This window comes from Mesorhizobium sp. M4B.F.Ca.ET.143.01.1.1, from assembly GCF_004792275.1.
Taxonomy (GTDB): domain Bacteria; phylum Pseudomonadota; class Alphaproteobacteria; order Rhizobiales; family Rhizobiaceae; genus Mesorhizobium; species Mesorhizobium abyssinicae.
The window spans coordinates 138,625-156,594 of the sequence record NZ_SRSR01000014.1; the positions used below are offsets into that span (position 1 = coordinate 138,625).

At 61.7% G+C, this 17,970-nt stretch carries 18 protein-coding genes; 5 read left to right on the forward strand and 13 right to left on the reverse strand.

Translation table 11 applies throughout. From position 1 onward, the window contains the following. Positions 1-20 precede the first annotated feature (20 nt). Both EN786_RS27815 and EN786_RS37865 read right to left on the reverse strand, forming a co-directional pair. A complete protein-coding gene (locus EN786_RS27815; protein ID WP_127311863.1) occupies positions 21-1,874 on the reverse strand; it encodes a heavy metal translocating P-type ATPase in 1,854 nt (617 codons plus the stop codon). Positions 1,875-2,060: 186 nt separating this feature from the next. Then, positions 2,061-2,237: a hypothetical protein gene (locus EN786_RS37865; RefSeq protein ID WP_187331232.1), complete on the reverse strand. Its 177-nt coding sequence runs from the start codon at positions 2,235-2,237 to the stop codon at positions 2,061-2,063. A gap of 284 nt (positions 2,238-2,521) precedes the next feature. On the opposite strand from EN786_RS37865, the gene EN786_RS27820 reads away from it, so the two are divergent. Continuing rightward, the gene (locus EN786_RS27820) at positions 2,522-5,203 is read left to right on the forward strand and encodes a bifunctional acetate--CoA ligase family protein/GNAT family N-acetyltransferase (protein WP_128271877.1); all 2,682 of its coding nucleotides are present in this window, start codon (positions 2,522-2,524) and stop codon (positions 5,201-5,203) included. A gap of 16 nt (positions 5,204-5,219) precedes the next feature. On the opposite strand, the gene EN786_RS27825 is transcribed toward EN786_RS27820, so the two are convergent. Both EN786_RS27825 and EN786_RS27830 read right to left on the reverse strand, forming a co-directional pair. Beyond that, entirely contained in the window at positions 5,220-6,785 is a 1,566-nt protein-coding gene (locus tag EN786_RS27825; RefSeq protein ID WP_127282014.1) for a bifunctional aminoglycoside phosphotransferase/ATP-binding protein, read from the reverse strand. A 47-nt stretch (positions 6,786-6,832) separates the two neighbouring features. Beyond that, a complete protein-coding gene (locus EN786_RS27830) occupies positions 6,833-7,231 on the reverse strand; it encodes a cytochrome c (RefSeq protein ID WP_127282015.1) in 399 nt (132 codons plus the stop codon). A 176-nt stretch (positions 7,232-7,407) separates the two neighbouring features. Here EN786_RS27830 and EN786_RS27835 point away from each other — a divergent pair, with 176 nt between their 5' ends. Further along, positions 7,408-8,244, forward strand: a complete 837-nt coding sequence (locus tag EN786_RS27835) for a universal stress protein (RefSeq protein ID WP_127282016.1) — start codon at positions 7,408-7,410, stop codon at positions 8,242-8,244. Positions 8,245-8,289: 45 nt separating this feature from the next. On the opposite strand, the gene EN786_RS27840 is transcribed toward EN786_RS27835, so the two are convergent. The 8 genes from EN786_RS27840 to EN786_RS27875 all read right to left on the reverse strand — a co-directional run bounded on the left by EN786_RS27840 (position 8,290) and on the right by EN786_RS27875 (position 15,720). After that, the gene (locus tag EN786_RS27840; protein WP_127282017.1) at positions 8,290-9,486 is read right to left on the reverse strand and encodes an HlyD family efflux transporter periplasmic adaptor subunit; all 1,197 of its coding nucleotides are present in this window, start codon (positions 9,484-9,486) and stop codon (positions 8,290-8,292) included. Between the two features lie 4 nt (positions 9,487-9,490). After that, the gene (locus EN786_RS27845; RefSeq protein ID WP_127309998.1) at positions 9,491-11,854 is read right to left on the reverse strand and encodes an FtsX-like permease family protein; all 2,364 of its coding nucleotides are present in this window, start codon (positions 11,852-11,854) and stop codon (positions 9,491-9,493) included. A gap of 4 nt (positions 11,855-11,858) precedes the next feature. After that, complete coding sequence (locus EN786_RS27850) at positions 11,859-12,566, reverse strand: ABC transporter ATP-binding protein (RefSeq protein ID WP_187331231.1); 708 nt, start codon at positions 12,564-12,566, stop codon at positions 11,859-11,861. A gap of 89 nt (positions 12,567-12,655) precedes the next feature. After that, positions 12,656-13,090: a pyridoxamine 5'-phosphate oxidase family protein gene (locus EN786_RS27855; RefSeq protein WP_127282018.1), complete on the reverse strand. Its 435-nt coding sequence runs from the start codon at positions 13,088-13,090 to the stop codon at positions 12,656-12,658. Between the two features lie 11 nt (positions 13,091-13,101). Further along, positions 13,102-13,821, reverse strand: a complete 720-nt coding sequence (locus EN786_RS27860; RefSeq protein ID WP_127282019.1) for a phosphoribosyltransferase family protein — start codon at positions 13,819-13,821, stop codon at positions 13,102-13,104. 3 nt (positions 13,822-13,824) lie between these two features. Beyond that, the gene (locus tag EN786_RS27865) at positions 13,825-14,253 is read right to left on the reverse strand and encodes a DUF2267 domain-containing protein (protein ID WP_127282020.1); all 429 of its coding nucleotides are present in this window, start codon (positions 14,251-14,253) and stop codon (positions 13,825-13,827) included. Between the two features lie 120 nt (positions 14,254-14,373). Beyond that, positions 14,374-15,150, reverse strand: a complete 777-nt coding sequence (locus EN786_RS27870; protein WP_245478242.1) for a hypothetical protein — start codon at positions 15,148-15,150, stop codon at positions 14,374-14,376. Positions 15,151-15,171: 21 nt separating this feature from the next. Next, positions 15,172-15,720 (reverse strand): Spy/CpxP family protein refolding chaperone, encoded by a 549-nt coding sequence (locus tag EN786_RS27875; RefSeq protein ID WP_245478241.1) that lies wholly within the window; start codon positions 15,718-15,720, stop codon positions 15,172-15,174. Between the two features lie 143 nt (positions 15,721-15,863). On the opposite strand from EN786_RS27875, the gene EN786_RS27880 reads away from it, so the two are divergent. Further along, the gene (locus EN786_RS27880; protein ID WP_127282021.1) at positions 15,864-16,091 is read left to right on the forward strand and encodes a hypothetical protein; all 228 of its coding nucleotides are present in this window, start codon (positions 15,864-15,866) and stop codon (positions 16,089-16,091) included. Between the two features lie 74 nt (positions 16,092-16,165). Here the strand turns inward: EN786_RS27880 and EN786_RS27885 are convergent, their stop codons facing one another. Beyond that, positions 16,166-16,705, reverse strand: coding sequence for an Hsp20/alpha crystallin family protein (locus EN786_RS27885; RefSeq protein WP_127282022.1), 540 nt, complete (start codon positions 16,703-16,705; stop codon positions 16,166-16,168). Positions 16,706-17,064: 359 nt separating this feature from the next. On the opposite strand from EN786_RS27885, the gene EN786_RS27890 reads away from it, so the two are divergent. Together EN786_RS27890 and EN786_RS27895 are read left to right on the forward strand one after the other, a co-directional pair. Next, a complete protein-coding gene (locus EN786_RS27890; RefSeq protein ID WP_127282050.1) occupies positions 17,065-17,403 on the forward strand; it encodes a phasin family protein in 339 nt (112 codons plus the stop codon). 40 nt (positions 17,404-17,443) lie between these two features. Further along, positions 17,444-17,803, forward strand: coding sequence for a cytochrome c (locus EN786_RS27895; protein ID WP_127282023.1), 360 nt, complete (start codon positions 17,444-17,446; stop codon positions 17,801-17,803). Positions 17,804-17,970: the final 167 nt, after the last annotated feature.

Genomic DNA, 17,970 nt, shown 5'->3' on the forward strand with positions numbered 1-17,970 from the left:
CATCCGCTTCGTATCATCGGTCATCGGCGTCCGAGATGTCCATTGCCCAGGGCGCGTAGCGCATTCAGGATAACCGCCACGTCGATCCCCTCTTGCAGCAGTGCTCCGGCAACCGGAGTGATCTGTCCCATGGCCGCCGCTGCCATTGCCATCCCCGAAAGCGCCAGCCCGACGATGATGCTTTGCAGGGCAATCGTCCGTGTTCGCCGGGCAATCTCGACAGCCTCGGCGACTGGCTGCAGCCTGTCGGTCAAAACGACAATGTCTGCGGCTGCGGAAGAGGCGGTAGCGCCGCGGGCGCCCAAGGCGATGCCGACCGTTGCGGCGGCGAGGGCAGGGGCATCGTTGACGCCGTCGCCCACCATCATTGTCGGTGCCAGGGCCTTCTCGGCTTCGACCGTCGCAACCTTTTTCGCCGGAGTTGCATCGGCGATGACGGCATCGAGGCCAAGCAATGCCGACACTCGCTCTGCCGCGGCGCCGTCATCGCCGGTGAGCATGACCATACGCTCGATGCCGGCGGAGCGGAGGGTGCCGAGCGCATCGCGAGCATCCGCACGCAGGGCATCTCCGAAGGTGAATACGCCGGCAAGGCGCCCGTCGAACGCCACGAAGACCCTGAGCACGGGCTCGTTCCGGTATTGCTCCTCACCGCATAGCGTCCAGCGGGGCAGCGGCCTGCCGGCGAGCACCAGCATTCGCGATCCTGCAAGGACCGATACATTGCCAACCTGCCCTTTCAACCCCGCTCCGCGATATTCATGGACGCCATGCGGATGTGAAAGCATCAGCTGTCTGCCGCGGGCCGCGCGGATAATCGAGTCGGCGAGCACATGGTGCGAGGCCTGCTCCAACGATGCCAACGACTGCAGCAACTGGTCAGCTTCGTCGCCAGGTGCAACGTCGATCTCGACGAGCTCGGCGCCACCGATGGTCAAGGTCCCGGTCTTGTCGAAAATCGCGGTGCGCGCCTGCGCGAGGGCTTCTAATGCCGCACTACCTTTCATCAAGATGCCGGCACGCGCGGCGCGCGAAACGCCGCCAATGAAGGCGACAGGGGCAGCAAGGATGAGCGGACAAGGCGTCGCGACAACGAGAACCGCAAGCGCCCTGATCGGATCGCCGGATGCATACCATGCGGTACCCGAGACCAGTAGGGTGGCTGGCAACAGGAACAGGGCAAAGCGGTCGGCCATGCGGATGAACGGCGCTTTCGCAGTCTGCGCCGCGGCGACCATGCGCACGATCGCCGCATAGGTACTCTGTTCAGCCAGAGCGGAAGCCCGCATGCTGAAGGGCTCGCCGGCATTGAGGGTGCCGCTGCGCAGCGCATCGCCGGCGCTTCGCCGTACCGGCAGCGGCTCTCCTGTTACCGCCGACTCGTCAACAGACGCCGAAGCATCGAGCAGGATCCCATCGACAGGCAACAATTCGCCGGTTCGCACCAGGAGTTCTTCGCCGACGGAAACCTGATCCACGGAGATCGTATCTGTACTTTGTGCCGACTTTCGATGTGCGACGCGCGGCGCCCGGTCGGTCAGCGCCTTAAGGTTCCGCTCGGCCCGACCGCGGGCAAAATCCTCGAGCACTGTGCCGCCAGCATACATTATCGCCACCACAACTGCGGCCAAGGGCTGGTCCAGGAGCAGTGCCGCGGACATTGAGACCAGCGCGATCGCATCGACACCGAAACGGCCGATCCAGAAGTCGCGCAAGATGGAAATGGCGAGAGCCACCACTACGGGCAAGGTCGCCACCGTCCAGACCGTGCCTGCCTCGATGGATCCAAAGCCGAATTGCCTGATCCATAACCCGATGGCCAGGCCCAGGATGGCGATGACCAGCAATGCGCGTCGCAGGGCGGACTCGTTCATGCGATGCTTTCCGATTTTATCTAAGGCACCGGAGGTCGCGAAGCCGGGTCTTCGTCTATCCGGTCTCGCTCGATCAACGGGGGAGCGCTGGCCACCAGGTTTCAGCGTGCCACCTCACGCGGATGCTGGCCCGCTCTGTCGCGATCATGTGGTGAAGCGCAGCCCTGTGCCGCCTCATGCAAACGATTAGCCGCCGTCGTTTAACGGAAAGAAATGGACCACCTTTAACGTGATCGGGACGTCGTAGCCCTCGATCAGGACCGTGGCCCACTGGTCACCTAGATCGTCCTGCCAGGTGTCGGTGACGCGGCACCTCACGGCCAGATCCATGCCGACCTCGATCTTGTCCGTTCTCTTCGCCATCACCTTATCCTTTCAGCGGTTCGTAGACGGCTTCCGCTGAACTCTATGCTTGCCGATCTTGTGGGCCTTGATTTTGGTCAACCGCCAGAGGTTTCGGTTTGCGCCGCGATCACCTTTCGCGCCCTGAGACGACCTGGTGCCAGTCGCATTGCGAGCAGTCGTCTGGGGCAACCGGCCGCGGCAGAACCCCCGCAGTTGAAAGCGACAACCGAAGGCGACTTTGATCCAACGCAATGAACGGGCAAGATCGACCGGCAACTATCGCCACGAACGGAGAAACAGGGGTGACGATCCGAAATCTCGAACATGCTTTCGCCCCGAAGTCGGTTGCCGTGTTCGGCGCATCGGTGCACGACGGCTCTGTCGGTCGTGTCGTCTTCGACAACATCGTCAACGGCGGCTTCGAGGGCGAGATCTGGCCGGTCAATCCGAAATATTCGCAAGTGGCTGGGCGACGCTGCTATGCGACAGCGGCCGAATTGCCGGGCGTTCCGGATCTGGGGGTAGTCGTCACGCCACCAGAGACGGTCCCCGGTATCGTGCGCGACCTCGGGGAGAAGGGGACACGAGCGGCAGTCGTCCTGACTGCGGGGCTTACGCGCGAAAACGGTTTGCGCCAGGCGATGCTTGATGCCGCCAGGCCCACACTCTTACGCATCATAGGGCCGAATACGGTTGGTCTGATGCTCCCGCCCAAAAAGCTCAACGCCGGTTTCGCGCATATGGCAGCCAGACCCGGCAACATAGCCCTGTTGTCGCAATCCGGCGCCATTGCCACTTCGCTGATCGACTGGGCGGCGGACAACAATATCGGCTTCTCGCAAATCGTCTCGCTGGGCGACATGGCGGATGTCGATGTTGGAGATTGCCTCGACATGCTGGCTGGCGACGCGCGCACGAGGGCCATCGTTATGTATCTCGAAACCGTACCCAATCCGCGCAAGTTCATGTCTGCGGCACGGGCGGCCGCACGCATCAAGCCGGTCATCGCGATAAAGCCGGGTCGGCATGAGTTGGCGGCAAAGGCCGCGGCGACGCACACCGGCGCACTTTCAGGAGCCGATCGGGTAGTGGAGGCAGCTCTCCGGCGGGCGGGCATCTTGCGCGTGAAAGGTCTCGCTGAATTGTTCGATGCCGCTGAAACGATCGCCCGCTTCTCGCCTCTGGAACGAGCCCGTGTCGGTATCGTCACCAACGGCGGTGGCGCAGGCGTGCTCGCCGTCGACCAACTCGTCGACGGCAATGGCGAGCTGGCCGAGCTTTCGCAGACAACGATCGAGCGATTGAACGACGTGTTGCCGCGCACATGGTCGCACGCCAATCCGGTGGACATCGTCGGCGATGCGGCGCCCGAGCGCTACAAGGCTGCGGTCGAAGCCGTCGCGGCAGACCCTGGAACTGACGTCGTCCTGGTGATGAACTGCCCGACGGGACTTGGCTCGCCGCTCGCGGCGGCAGGTGCGGTGGCCGAACTTGCCAAGGCAGGCAGGATCTGCGGAAAGCCGGTATTGGGCTGCTGGCTGGGAGAACGCACGGCGCGCGAGGGCCGGCGTGTCCTGCAGGGTGCCGGAGTGGCCAGCTTCGAGACGCCTGCAGACGCCGCAATCGCCGTTTCCTACCTCAGCGACTGGTCGCAAGCTCAGCGGGCGCTGCTGCGCACGCCATCGAGCCGCCGCGAGGATACAGTCGGCGGCCGCGACACCGTGCTTGCCATATTCAGACAAGTGGCGAGCGAGCGACGGCGCATGCTGACGGAGCCGGAGGCCAAGGCCGTTATTTCCGCCTATGGCATTGCCGTGCCCGAGACGATCGTCGCCAGATCTCCTGCCGAGGTAGAGGCGGCTGCCAGACACCTGCTCAAAACGTCCGAACTTGTCGTCGTCAAGCTGTGGTCGAAGGCAATTTCGCATAAGTCGGACATTGGCGGGGTAGTGCTCAATATTGCCGCCGCCTCTGTCGCTAGGGACGCCGCAACCGCGATCCGGGCCCGGTTGCGCAAGCAGGCTCCGACAGCCACTGTTGAAGGCTATGCCATCCAGCCCATGGTGGTGCGAAGATACGCCCAGGAACTCATCCTCGGCATGAGCCGGGATCCGATCTTCGGTCCGGTCATCCTGTTCGGCTCCGGCGGAGTGGCGGTCGAGGTGCTGGATGACACAGCGATCGCCTTGCCGCCACTCGACGATGTTCTCGCGGGCGACCTGATCGAACAGACGCGCATCAGCCGGCTGCTTGCCGGTTATCGCGGTCGCCAACCGGCCGATCGTGGGGCAATCATCGCCGCGCTCAACGGGCTGTCGCAAATGGTCGTCGATTTTCCATGTCTCGTCTCAATGGACATCAACCCGCTGCTGGCTGATGCCGACGGCGTGATCGCGCTCGATGCCCGCATCGAGATCGATCCAGAACGCGTGGAGCAGCCAGCGCCAAACCCGGCGCTCGCAATAAGGCCCTACCCATCAGGCTGGAGCAGGGATTTTTCCGCGGACGGCGCCCGCTATCATATCCGGCCGATAAAGCCGGCCGACATTGTGCTCTATCCCGAATTCCTGGCGAGGATTTCGCCGGACGATCTGCGCCTGCGGTTCCTATCCCCGCGCAGGAACTTCCCGGACCAGATGCTCAAGCGGTTGACCCAACTCGACTATGACCGTGATATCGCTTTCGTCGCGCTGGAGGCGGGCACCGGCGCGCTGGCCGGGGTCGGCCGGCTTTCCTGCGATCCTGACCATAGGGTCGGAGAATATGCGTTGTTGGTCCGTACGGACCTGCAGGGCCACGGCCTTGGCTGGGAACTGCTCAGGCAGATCATCGACTATGCCAGGGCAGACAAGATCAACCGAATCGAAGGTATAATGCTTAGCGAAAACAGCAAGATGTTGGCTATGTGTCGCGAATTCGGCTTCTCCATCGCGCACCACCCCGACCAGGCAGGCCTGTCGTTGGCAACCTTGGAGGTCGGCTGAACGCGATAGCTTCTTCTTACGATGCTTCCTTCAAAGAGACGCTCCGAGAAGAGGAAGAAGCAGATAGCAAGCAATCCAGCAATTCAGCGGTGATGTCGGTGAGCTTTCGATCGGCCTCGACCCTGCGCCAGGTGGTCTGAGCTTCGCGACGCTGCAATTGCCGGGAGAGTATGTCGACAGTGGCGTCGGAAGGGCCACCCTTGCGCTCACTCACGCGCTGCCAGAGAACGAGCGCGTCCGCCGCCAACCAAAATCCGGCAAACGCGATGCCCCGCTCACGGGCGACCTTCTCAATCCGGTCACGGTCTATCTCTCGGTCGAATACGGCATCAGTGACAACGCAACCGCCTTGGGAAAGGATCAATTCGCTGCGCCATACCATTTGGCGATAGACTCGTTCCGACACGCCCGGTCGATAGGCCCTGTCCGGCAACGTCGTTTCGGCGGGCACCCCATGCATGGCTTTACGGATGCGGTCGCTCTCGACAATGCGCGCGCCAGGCGGCGCGCCGACATAGGGGGCGAGCGCCTCGGCGACGGTCGTCTTGCCGGAGCCGCTCAGGCCGCCGATCGCGATCAGCCGCGGAGGCTCGCTTCTGAGCAGAGTTCGGGCGAGTTCGAAATACGACCTGGCCTCGGCAACCAGCCTCTCGGAGTCGGAGCTGCCTTCCTCTACCTGCGTTGCAGTGACATGCGCGCGCACCGCGGCTCGCACCGCCATGAAAAAAGGCAGCAGGATGAACCCGTCCTCGTCGTCGGCTTCGTCTAGGTAGCGGTTCATCACCAGATTGGCGAATTCCGGAAAGCCCCGGTGCCAGAGGTCCATCAACAGGAAGGCGAGGTCGTAGAGTACATCGATGCCGGCTATCTTGTCATTGAATTCGATGCAGTCGAAGAGCCGGGGCCCGCCGTCGAACAGGCAGATATTGCGCAGATGCAGATCGCCGTGGCAGCGGCGGATCTTGCCCGCGGCCTCTCGCCGGTCGAGGAGGGCGGAATGGCGGGCGAGGGCGATACGAAAGGCCTCGGTGAACTGCTCAATCTCGTCTGTTTGAAAGACATGGCTGGTAGCAAAGCCGGCCGCGTTGATGTCGATCACGTCAGCGAGGTTCGATGACCCGCTGCCTGTGTGGATCTCCGACGCGCCGCGATGGTATCGCGCAATCATGCCCGCGACCGTCGTCAGCAGCGCGGGCGTCAGTTGGCCTGCGACCGCCATTCGATCGAGAAGCTTCGACTGGTCGAAGCGCACCATTTCGATTGCGGCATCAACCAGCTCTCCGGCTCCGTCGAACGCGAGCCTGCCGTCGATCCCTCGCGTGATCCGTCGCACACCCGCATAAAGGCCCGGCGCGGTCTTCGAATTGAGCTCCACTTCCTTCTCGCAGGCGGTGAGGCGGAGGGCAGGCGTCGAGAAATCGACATAGGGCAGCTTGACCGCTCGCTTGAGCTTGAAGGCGTGTCGGCCGACCAGGAAGATGCGCGAGATATGGGTTTCAACCACTTCCACTGGTCCGGTCTCGCCATATGTGGCGGGATCGAGCAGCAGCGCGCCCGCGGCTTCCTGCCTTTCAACGATCATTGCATGGCTCCTCTGCGCGGTGCCCGCGAGAACGTTCCACCTGGCGTCTATCGCTGCAGTGTCTGGACGTAGCCTGCCAGGTTGTGGATCCGTTCCGTGGTGACGATTTCTCCGGCGCTTGGCCCGTATTTCCTGACGTCATCGGGCAGGAATTGGCGGCCCCAGACCGGCATATCGCGCTCGCCATGTTCGGGCACCATGGTGCGGCCGTCGATCATGGCAAAGACGCGCCAATACGGAAATTCGCCACCATTGTTTTTCGAGAGACGCGTCAGGTCGGCCGGGCGCTTCATCAGTTCGTCGCCCAAGGGGCCGTCGCCTTTGCCATCGAGACCATGGCAGACCGCGCAGGAGTTCAGGTATTCCGCCTGGCCGTAGCTCATTTCCTGCGCAGTTGACGCATTGAAGGCCAGGCTTGTGGAAACTGCAGCGATCAGGAGCTTCATCTTCGTGTCCACCGATTGATCGGTTGAAGCTTACGCCTTCGGCGCGCGTCGCAGTTGATCGGGATCAATTGAGGCGCCGCAGATGATCTTTGATTCAGCTCAATGAACGCCGCGACCCATCTCGTTACGGTTGCAGGTGCAATTGAAGCCAAACTCAGCGGTCAGGAGCAGCTGCGATGTCATTCAAAACGATACTCACAGTCACGGAGCCGGGCATGAGTGACGTCGATCTGGAACTCGCTGCCGGCCTGTGCGAGCAGGTCAGTGCGCACCTCGCTGTTCTCGTGGTGACGCTCGCCGCGCCGCCGCCGGTAGGAGAGTTCGCAGTGGTCGTCTCAGAAGACTGGCTGAAGGAGCGCCAGGCAGATGAGAAACTCCTGAAGAAGAGAACAGCGGTCGTGGCGGCCTTCCTTGCTGGCCGCGCGCTTTCCGCCGATACCGTCAGCGCATATCCGGAAGCCGGCTGGGCCGACGAGACCATCGGTCGTCGCGCCCGGTATGCCGATATCACCATTGTGGGACCGGAAGTGCTTGCCGGCGAGACGCTGAAAAGCAAAGTGGTCGAGGGCGCGCTATTTTCTTCCGGAAAGCCTTTGCTGCTCATCCCCAAGGGTTCTAGGCCGACGCTGAAGCCGAAATGCGTAATGGTTGCGTGGGATACCCGCCTGGAGTCATCGCGCGCCGTTCGCGAGTCGCTCGACATGCTGATCGGCGCCGACGAGGTGCATCTCGCCCTGGTCGATCCTGTCGAGGGCGAAACCCATCACGGGGCGGAACCTGGTGCCGATGCCGCAGCCTATCTTGCCCGGCACGGCGTCAAAGTCACGGTCGACCGTCTGCCGAGTGCGAACCACTCTGTCGCTGACGTTCTTCGCCAGCACGCAGTCGATTGTGGCGCCGAGCTGTTGGTGATGGGCGCATACGGTCATTCGCGGTTGCGTGAACGGATTTTCGGCGGCGTCACCAAATCGATGCTCGAAGGCCCGTCCCTGCCAACCCTTCTGGCGCGCTGATCAACGAAAACACTTGGACCGGCCCGTTTCTGCGGTCGGCCAGGGCTATTGACGCCTCTCCACCGGGCCACCATCGCCAAGGGTGTCGGACGGGTGGACGACAACGGCAGCGCCGGGCTTCAGACCCGTCAGCACCTCGGCGACATCGTCATTCATGTGCCCGACCTGCACTTCCACTTGCCTAGCGCGACCACCGTCAGCGACAAAGACGTTCCACCGGTCGCCGTTTCTGAACAGCGCGCCGATCGGCACCTGCAGGCATTGGGCGCACGCCCAGACTGTCATTTCGACAAAGACCCGATATCCGTGGCCGAGCCGGACGTCGGTGTCTTCCAGATCCAGAACGACCGTAACCCTCTGCTCCTCGATGCCAAGCGCGGAAACCTTGGTGAATGCCGCTGGATCGACGCGTCTCACCGTCGCACGCAACCCATGATCGCCGCCCCAATCGCTGATCTTAGCCCCTGTCCAAGGGGCAATGCGAACGGCATCACTTGAAAGGAGGTCGACAGCGATTTCCAGATCGTGGACGTTGCCGATCTCGGCGATCTTGGCGCCAGCCGCTACCGCTTGTTCGCTCCTTGCCATGACGGCAAGAACCGTTCCGTCGATGGGTGCGAGAAGGTTGACGCAGCAGCTGTCACCGGTCGGGTCCGACGGATCGGGCTGCAGCAGGCGAGCCTCTGCGTTGGCAAGTTCGGCGTTTCTGAGCCGAATGACTGCTTTCGCCGCATCCACCGCGGCTTTCCGCACGTCGACTTCGTTGGTGAGCTTCTGCAAAGCGCTCTCCGAGACAAAGCCGGATCCGAACAGTTTGAGCGCGCGGACCAATTCGTCCTCGGCAAGCTTCAAAGCCGATTGCGCGCGCTGCAATTCGACCTCTGCAACACCGACACCAGCGCGCGCTGCATCGCGGCTGGCGAGCAATTCGGCTTCCGCCCGCCGGTCGATCAGTGGTGGGTCGAGCGGATGGATGGCAGCGACAACAGTATTGTTCGCCTTCACCACATCACCCTCGTTGACCACCGTGCGCGTCAGATGGCCCGCAATCGGCGCCGATACTGTGTAGACGTTGCGCACCCGCGTCATTCCTTCCTCTCGGACCGTGACTCGCATCGGCGCTGCGGCAACTTCAGCCAAATCCACCAGCGTTGGCTGCTCGCGCAAAGCCCAGCCGAAACCTGCAATCAACACAAGCGCGACAAGCGCGAGTCCGAGGCGTTTCATCCAGATCGACTTCATCGGACTAATCCCTTGTCTTGAGGACACGCACGAGATCCAGTCGGTCGATGCGACGCCGCACAATCAGTGCCGACAGCGTGGCCACTGCGAGCACGACCAGGCTGGCAAGCGCGAAAGTCGAACGGTTGACCACGAACGGTATGCGGAAGAGATCGCTTTCGAAGCCCCTGACCACCGACCACGAGAAGAGATAGCCGAGCATCCAGCCAAGAGGCTGCGCCAGAGCCACGATGGCTGCCAGTTCTATGAGCAGGACGCTCGAAACCTCGCTTCTGGTGAAGCCGAGCACGCGCAAGCCGGCGAGTTCTCGGGCGCGCTCGGAAAGCTGAATGCGGGCCGAGTTGTAGACAACGCCGAAGGCAATGATGACGGCAAGCGCCGTGTAGACGGTGGTCATGATTGTGATGTTCTCTCCAATCGTCTCACGGAAGCGCTGACGCGATATGCCCTGCAGCGCGATCGAGGCGATAGCCGGCGTTTGTTTGACGGCGCTGTAGAGGTCGCCGAGGCGTGCCGGATCGATAGCTACCCTGACCCCGGAAATGCGTGGTCCGCCGCCAACCAGCCGGTCGAGTGCCTCGGTCCGCATGTAGACGGCGAGCCCGACATAGCTCTGGACAATGCTGGTCACGGGAACGCGGACCATTTGATGCGCCCGTTCGAGCAGTTCGACCTCCGCCAAATCTCCAATTCGCAGGTCGAGTAGCGATGCGACCCTTTCGGATAGCGTGAGGCCGGCCGGTGGCGGATCGATCGGAGCGAGATCGAGATCGAGAACCCTGGCGAGATCGGCCTTTGGCGGAACACTGGAGATCACCAGCCGGCGCTCGCGATGGCCGTGGCGCAGGATCACAGCCGTTGCCCGGAACGGTTCGGCGCGCAGCACGCCAGGCATGGCGGCGACCGACTGCAGGGCGCGTGTTGATTGCTCCACACCGAATGACAAGGTCGCGTCCTGCCGCTCGGCACGGAAGAAAACCGTGTCGACCATGAACGCTATGGAATCGAAAGAGAACAGCGCAGTGACCAGCAGAGCGACGGCGAGTGAGATCCCCAACGCCGTCAGCAAGGAGCGCAAAGGCCAGCGCAGCAGATGTCTGAACGCCATGATGGTCAATTGCGAAAACGCTGAAAGGAGACGGCCCTCGCCCGTGAGGAAGCTCTGGTATAGGGCCGGTGCAGGTGGTTGCATGGCGACCGCCGGCGGAAGCGTGATGACGCTCCAGATCGCCCGTGCCGCGCCTAACAGGGCCGCCAGTGCGCTTGTGGTGGCGGCGACGGCATAGAGGTCGAGACTCTGCTGGAAGATGAGGAAGGGAAAGGAGAAGAACCGCGCATAAAGCGTGGTGAGGCCGTGGCCTAGCCAATTGCCGGCACCCGCGCCAATAGCGATGCCGATCGATGCGATCACCAGCGTCAGCTTTCCATAGTGCCAGCCGATTGCCCCCGATCCGTATCCAACGGCCTTCATCAACCCGATCTGTTCGCGCTCGAGCACGATCAACCGTGACAGGATCATGTTGACCAGGAAGGCGGACACAAAGAGGAACACCGGGGGGATGACGGTGGCCATTGCACGGAGCTGGATCAGCTCATTGTCGAGAAATGCATGGGATATCTGGTCGGTGCGCCCATGCGTCCCGATTCCTCCATATGGCTTCAGGATACGATCGACTGCGTCCTCGACCGCCTGGATGCCGGCACTGCGCTGGGTGCGCACGGCGACATCGTTGAATGCGCCATCCATGTCAAAGATGCCGGCAAGTACGGTTCGGGGCATGAAGAAGACGCCGAAGCGCCGCGGGTCTGGCACCATGTCGCCAGGGCCGAGCGCGTAGATGTATTCGGGTGTAAGTACAATGCCCGTGACGGAAAGCGTCCGCTTGCGGCCGTTCAGGATGGCATCGAACGTGCTTCCGGGCGCCATGCGGCGCGCGGTCGCGAAACGCTCGGTCACCGCTACCTCGCCGGGCCGTCCGGATTCGGGCAGCCGGCCGTTGCGCAGGTAAAGTCTGTTGACAGCAGGCTCGCCGCGATCGGGGATGGAGACGGCAATGGCGGTTGCCGGCTCCGCCATGCCAGGCATGTCCAGCAAAACCGGCTTGACGATACGCAATTCGATGCCGCTTATCCCCGCGATCGATGCGATGCGCTCGCGAAGATGCAGCGGCGCGCGCGTCAGCCCGGAAAAGACGGTGGCAAACCTGTAGCGGTTGTAGAATGCGTTGCGGGTTTGCTCCAGCGAGCGATAGCCGCCGACGGCGATGACGATCGTCGCGACGCCGCATGCCATGACAAGCGCAATGGCGAGGACTTGCGCCCACATTCGCAGCAGATCGCGCAGAAGTTTGCGATCGAGAACCGACACGACGCTACCAACTCACGTCGGCGGGCCGTGCCCGCTGGTCGTTGATGGCGACATCGGCAATGCGACCGTCCCTGAAAGTGAAGACGCGATGCGCGATCTGCCGGATACCGGCATTGTGGGTGATGATGGCCATCGTCGTCTTCATCTCCTCGTTGATCCGCGACAGCGCCTCCAGGACCAGAACGCCCGTCTTCGAATCCAGGGCGCCGGTGGGCTCGTCGCACAGCATCACTTCCGGCCGCTTGGCGATTGCCCGGGCAATCGCCACCCTTTGCTGCTCGCCGCCGGAGAGCTGGGCGGGGAAATGCGTCAGGCGGTCCTTGAGCCCGACCATCTCCAGCGCCTCCTCGGGTTTCATCGGGTTGGACGAAATCTCTGTGACCAGCGCGACGTTTTCCCAAGCGGTCAGGCTCGGGATCAGATTGTAGAACTGGAACACGAAGCCGACGTGAGCGCGCCGGAAGCGGGTGAACTGCCTCTCTGAGAAGGTGGTCAGATCCTGGTCGCGAAAGTGCACCTCGCCTGCGGTCGCGCGATCAAGCCCGCCCATAATGTTGAGCAGAGTCGACTTTCCGCTGCCCGATGGCCCAAGCAGGACGGCGATCTCTCCCTCGTACAGATCCAGATCGACGCCACGCAGGGCGAACACCTCGATCTCGCCGGCGTGGTAAACCTTGGTCACCCCATGGGCAGAAAAAATCGGAGTTTGCATGCCTTGCGGTCCTGTGGAACGCATCGACTGTTGTGGCATTCGCGGCCGGGCACCTTGACGCTCATCAAACAGTGCCTTCTCGGGGCGGCTTACTCGCTCGCCGCCCGGCCTGACACCTGCTCGATGAGGATCCGGAAGAAAACGTGCGGCGCACTGTCGGAGGCGGGAGGAATGACCGGTTTGAGCGCACCCGGTTCCCACCAATCGGGGTGCTTGCTCAACACCGACCATGCATGATCGCGCGGGAGCTGATCACGTAGTTCTTCATAACGGCCGTCGACAATTACGCTTCTCCATCCTCGCCCTTGGCCGTGTTCGTCCACCTGGACCGACACAAGCGGGTTGGTTCGCATCCAGTCAATCTTCTTGCCGGGCATGGAAAATGCATAGAGATGATTGTCCGCATGGGCGTAGTAGAACGGTACGACGTAGGGCTGTCCGTCTTTTGCGCAAGCCAGATGGCCGACACGATTGGCCGTGAGCAATTTCGTGCATTCCAAGGTAGAGAGTGTGCGGACCAGCATGGACCGACCTCCTACTTTTCTGCGACTGTTTCGCGCCGCTGTTTCTTTGTCGCGATGATCTGTTTTTGCTTCCCGCGCTGCCTGGCACTTTGCGACCGGGCCGCTTTGTCCATCGCGGAGACGACGTCTCCGTCGGACAGCTGCCGGAAGCCGAGATAGTGTTGACTGAGAGCATGAAAATGCGCCGGTTGACTGAGGCAAACAATCCAATCCGCTTCGCAGGCAAGCTCAGCCAAGGTGTCCGGGGGCGCCACGGGAACGGCCACGACGACCTCTCGAGGCGAGCGTCTTTTGAGGGCACGGATCGCGACCTTCATCGTCGTGCCGGTCGCGACGCCGTCGTCGACGATGATTGCGGTCTTTCCAGCGATCGACAACGGCGGATGTTTTCCGCGATAGGCAAGCCGCCGGCGCTCCATCTCGGGCCGCTCTCTGGCGATCAAAGTGCGAAGTTGGTCATCGTCTAGCGAGTAGGCTTCGACGATGTCTCGATTGAGCACGACATCCGGAGGATTGCCATCGACGATCGCCGCAACAGCCAGTTCGGGGTTCCCCGGCGCTCCCACCTTGCGCACGATAATCAGGTCAAGTGGGGCCCTGAGGGCCTTGGCCACTTCTGCGGCGACAGGAACGCCGCCCCGCGGCAATGCCAGCACGACAGGCTGATGCAGCCGGAGCTTCTCCAGTTCGATGCCGAGCTTTTGTCCGGCTTCCTGACGGTCGCGAAACATCGGTCAACCTTCCGGCCACAGATGACGGAGCGACGTCTTCATCGAATTGCGAACCTGCACGATCTCGCCATGCGAAATGTGACGGTCGAGGAGCTTGAAGACCGCTTTGATCGCCGTATCGATATCGACGCCCGGTTCGTAGCCAAAGCTGTCCCTGACGCTGATGACGAAGTCGCGCTTCTTTCGTTCCGACACGGGTGCGTCCGACGGCTTCCAGCCTTCGAAATAGACACCCCTGATAAGCGTTGGCAGCTGAGCGGAAAGGTCGGCCATTTCCTCCGGCGACAGCCAGTTCCGCAACGTGTGAAGGACGGATTTCAGAAACCGGTATGCGTTCCGTTCATTCCAGCCCAAGTCCCGGGCGAGCTCGCTCACCCATTGCTGCGCCTGCTCGGCCGAGTGGGTAAGACTTGCAGTCGAAGTGTGGATCATCAGGGAACTCCTTCATCTCCATACGGGCATGTTAATGCATAAGAAGACTCTCGCATTGAGCCGCATCAAGTTGCCGGCGAAAAGCTGAGTATGTTCCCCTTTTATAATGGGATGATCTTCCTACTCTTGGTCTGCCGTCCTTCCTTGACGTTGGCGGGTGAAGGGTTGACCTGCCTGATCCGATGTCATGCTGACCCCGTTGCCACCTCCCTCCCGTTGCGCGCTCATCTTTGTCGATATCGATGATCGAACCTGCCGAGACTGCATCGCCAGGCCATCCATGCAGCGAATGAAGTTGTCCGCAATGGTCTCGGACGGAGCAGGCAGGATCTTGTAGGTCCTCATTTCGGCACCCGGTTCCGAGCGGGAGAAACTCAACTCATAGTTTCCGGCAAGCACGGCGTTGAGGAAGGGAGCGGCAAACTCGGCGTTCTGCGTCGTCGCCATTATCGTACCGTCATCATAGGTTTCGTAGTTCAACTGGCCCAGCGAACTGAAGGTCGCGGAATTGAAGTTCGCGTTCGCAATCTGCGCGAGGTCGGCTCGTTCGACTGCCACAATGTCGGCCACACCCATGAGAAAGCCGGCCAGCACCGCCCCGTCGGCCTTGGTGTATCCGCCAAGCGTTATGAACTTGACGAGTTCGCGCGATGGCGGGCTGCTGACATCGAGGATGATCTCGCAAACCCTGGCCTCTTCGGTCTCTTCGGTCCTGTTGCCGTAGACAACTTCCGTTGGAAAGATCGTCGAGCCAGATGCATGGGTCATGCCGGGCGCAGCCAGTGCCGCCAGAAAGCCCAGAAGTCGAAACACGACGAGGTTGCGCCAGATTCCTGCGCAGATTGCCCGCATCGGCGGCTCGCACGATGGATATCCCACTCCGCTCTCTATGGCCATGTCTCCTTCAGCGAATGGAGACTATCTGAACATCATTCCATGCCCGAAGCCGCCCGACAGCCCCATGCCCATCATCGGCAGGACGATCTCGTCGGCTGCCTTCTTCTGCTGGTCGCTCAGCGTCGCGTACAGTTTCTCAACCGCCGCCCTGATCGATTTCACCTGTTCGAGGCGTGCTTCGAGATGGGTTTGCTGGTAGGCGAGCCGCTCGGGCAACGGCTTCTTCAGGAAGTCACCGTCATGAAATTCCTGCATCATACCGCGCATCAACTCGTTGTGTGCCTCGGCCGTGCTACGGATGACGCCGGCAAGCTCATCCCAGGCCGGCGCCTGTTCGTCCGTGATTTTCAGTTCCGTCTTGAGGAAAGCAACTCGTCCGTCAATGCGATCGAGCATCTCGTCTGAGTCAAAGCCGCCCATCGGGCCGCCCATGCCCCATTGGCCCATCATCATTCGACTCATGCCCCAGCGGGGCCACCAGCCGGAATCATCGTCGGCACCGGCCATTGCAGGCGCCACTGAGGCGGCCAGCATGAGTCCCGCTGCCAGAATACTGGGCAAAGTGCGCATCAGAGCCTCCTTCAGGCGAGCTACTCCATTTGCCCACAAGCCATATGATTGGGGATGCCGGCATTGATCTCGGTCAAAAAGAGCTAGGCCCGGAGCGCTCTCGAGAGTAAAATATGCCAAGTTTCCATGCGTTGAGGCATGTCATGGACCGCTATATCGCGCGCGCCAATATTGCGCATTTCGCGGATCTTCTTCGATATGAGGTGGACGCCGAGCGACGCCGCGTGATCGAGGACTTGCTGGCGCAGGAGCGCCAGAAGTTGGAGATTGCTGAAGCAAAAGCGCGCAAGCAGACCCATGCCGCCAATCCGGCCGAAGGCAGTGAACTTCCGGTTCGAATGGACGAGCAGAGACGGCGACGCCCTGCTTGAGCGGCGCCGGTGTCGATTGCTATGCCCATCGCCTCAAACGCCGGCTGGGCGTTGAGCGGTGACCGAACTTCATATCAAGCGGCCTTGACTGTGATCTTCTTCTCGGCCTTCTGGGCTTCCGCGGTCTTGGGCAGCTTCACCGTCAGCACGCCCTTGGCGAAGGTCGCATCGATCTTGTCGGCGTCGACGCCTTCAGGCAGCTGGAACGACCGCTGGAAGGAACCATAGCGACGCTCGGAGAGATAGTAGTCGTTGTCCTTCTCTTCCTTTTCCTCCTTCTTCTCGCCTTTGAGCGTCAGTATGCGATTGGCGAGCTTGATCTCGACGTTCTTCTCGTCGATGCCGGGCAATTCGACTGTGATCTCATACTCCTTGTCCTTCTCGACGAGATCCATCGCCGGCGCGACCAGCCAGTCCGCATTGCGCAGCGCCGGCAGTTCGCGACCAAAGAGGGAGCGTGTCGAAGGCAGGCGAAAGTCGAACGGATGAAAATCGTCGAAGAGCCGGTCGATTTCACGCCGCAGGCTTTCGAACGGACCAGTCCAGTTGCCGGCTGGGGCCGGCGCAGTGCTCTTTTCTGTTTTGACAGGCAGTTTGGTGGCAGCTTCGGCCATGGGTCTTCTCCTTGCGAGCGAGTTGATCGGCAGGTACCGCCGCCTCGACCCGTCCACCCCTCCAGGGAAGGGGCGCCAGAGCCCGAGGTCGGCGGACCGCTCGCCAGGAACCCTTGCCGAGTTGGTTCATCGCTTCGCGAATCCGCGCTTTCGGCGCGATCCTCCGCGCCCGCTTCGCCAAAGCCGGTAAACCTGACGAGGGCTGCATCAAAGCACCTCGCTGACGGAGCCGTATTGATCTGGGTCAAGGGTTCCGCGCCTGGGTACTGCGGCAAGGTGATACATTGATCTCGATCAACGACGTTCCGTCGGCTCGGGTTAGCTTTCTTGAAATACCCATGACGAACGGAATGGACCCAATGACGATGACCAATGGCCAGAAGTTCCTCTTTGCCGCGGCCGACCTTCAGGCGACTGCTCTCAAGGCCGTCATAAGTTATCAGATCGAAACGCTTTCCTTCCTCAAACGCCGCTGCGAGCAAAACGTCAAACTGATCGATGATCTCTTCGCTGGTGGCGAGTTCGTGGACGTTTTCGATGTCACCAGCAATTTTCTGCAGAACGCGACCTCAGCTTATGCGACCGAGGCCGGCAACTTCGCCCGTGTTGGGTCGCGGCTCACCTCGGACATGGCCAGACGCGTGCGCAGGCAAGCCGAGAGCGCCATCGAAGACATCGCGGCGAGCACGGCAGCGTGATCGGCTATCGAGGAAGTACAGCTATGGACAAAACCACCGGATGGGTATTGCGATGAACCCGCCACGGCTGAGCCGGCTTTCAGCATCTGCTCTCCATGTGGTGACCCTTGCTGCGGCACTTGGCCCGTCCGGCGGTTGCGCAAGCGCCGACCCGGTATCGCACGGGAAGGCATTGGTCGAAGCCAATTGCGCGCGCTGCCACGCCATCGGAAGAACGGACAAAAGCAGCCACCCCGACGCGCCTGCATTTCGCGTCTTGTCGCAGCGCTATCCGATTGTCGATCTCGAGGAGGCGCTGGCCGAGGGCATTTCAACGGGCCATCCCGACATGCCAGAGTGGGTTGCCAGCCCCGATCAAATCGACGCCATCCTTGCTTACATCGAAAGCCTCCAACGGTAATGACCGCTGCGGCCATGACGATCTTGAGCCGATCTGCGGCTAGCCTCCTCCTAGGAGGACGCAACCGGTCGGCGGCGCGGCCAGGCGACGGGGTGTTGGGTCTGCAGTGGCTACGCTCTTGAGACTATGGTTGAGGGGCGCGCGCAATTGTCGGCGTGAGGCGTCGC